Genomic DNA, 1367 nt, shown 5'->3' with positions numbered 1-1367 from the left:
CAGGGTCATTGCGTTGTCGGGATGCTGCTGGTCACGGCGGTGATGAGGTCGTGGGGGCGGCGGTTGGCGCGTCGGGTGGCGCGGGCGATGTTGGCCTCGCCGTTGGTGCGGTGGTAGCCGATCGAGGTGTTACGCAGGGTCGCGAGGACGGCGGGTCCGGTGCCGGTCCGGGCTTGGTGGAGATCTTCACGGAAAGTGACGTCCCGGACGTGATGCACGCGGTTTTCGATGTGCCATTCGAGGCGGGCCCAGTGCTGCAGGTCGGCGGGTTGGGCCTGCTCGGCGGGTAGAGACACCGTGTAGTAGGCGGTTTCGCGGCTGGTCTTCCCGCTGGTGGTGCGGGTGCGGGTGATCCGGACGGCCTGCTCGGCGTGGGGGAACCTGATGCCGCCCGGAGTAGCCACGGTGATGGCTTTGACGGTGCGGGTCTCGCGGCGGCCGTGGCCGGTGTCGCGGCGGCGGTCCCCGATCGGGATCTCCGGCCAGGGCAGGGTCTTGAGCTGCTTGAACAGGGTGGGTTGGTTGCCTTTCGTCGGGATCATCAGGTGGGCGCCGCGGGCGGCGATCTCCTCGGCGTGGGCGGTCTGGGTGTGCAGGGCGTCGGCGATGAACAGCAGACCGGTCAGGCTGCCCAACACTTGCTCGACCGCGTCGAGCAGCGGTGCGAACGCGGGGATCTCGTTGCTCTTCGCGCTCACGGTGACCTGGGCCAGGACGATGCCGGTGCTGGTGTCCAGCGCGGACAGCAGATGAACCTGACCGCCGTCGGCACGGCGGGCTCCCCGCAGCGTTTTCCCGTCCACGGCGATCACCGTCCGATATCGGTGCGGCCGGGGTGTGACCGGCCGGGCGCGGACCTTCAGCCAACCCGCGAGGACGGTAGACAACAACTGATCGTCGAGGCGGGTCAGCAACCGCCATACCGTCGTACCCGCCGGCACCCCATGGCCGAAGCCGAGCCGGTCGCGGGCCTGCTCATCCAGATCGTGCAACCAATCGGTGATCGCGGCGAACGACGACGCCCCCGCGAGGACCGCGCACACCGCGACCGCGAGCAAGCCCGACAGCGGGTAACGCACTCCCCGCGGATCTCGAGGATCCGGGACCGCCGCCAAGGCGTGTAGCAGTCCCGTTGTCTCACCTGCAGTAACGGACGGTGGTGACGTGCCAGGGGTGCCGGCGACCGAAGACAGCGCAGGGATCGGGCATGATGACATCGGCGGGTGAGGTCCTCGGGGTGTCGTGAAGCCTAGAGAACTCCATGATCACCGACGCGATCTCACCCGCTCTTCCCGCCTCCACAGAGGCCACTCACCCCGTAGATTCCCAGCTCAGGGCACCCACCGATCGACTACGCAATCGCCCTG

The 1367-nt window shown here is 68.5% G+C and carries 1 protein-coding gene; it reads right to left on the bottom strand.

What is annotated here, in order from left to right; all coding sequences use genetic code 11:
• Positions 1-5: 5 nt before the first annotated feature.
• Positions 6-1115, bottom strand: coding sequence for an ISAs1 family transposase (locus tag ABZU69_RS37080; protein ID WP_354968869.1), 1110 nt, complete (start codon positions 1113-1115; stop codon positions 6-8).
• Between the last annotated feature and the right edge of the window lie 252 nt (positions 1116-1367).

The organism is Micromonospora sp. NPDC005206, from assembly GCF_040608175.1.
Taxonomy (GTDB): domain Bacteria; phylum Actinomycetota; class Actinomycetes; order Mycobacteriales; family Micromonosporaceae; genus Micromonospora.
This window is presented reverse-complemented; position numbering and strand designations above follow the sequence as displayed.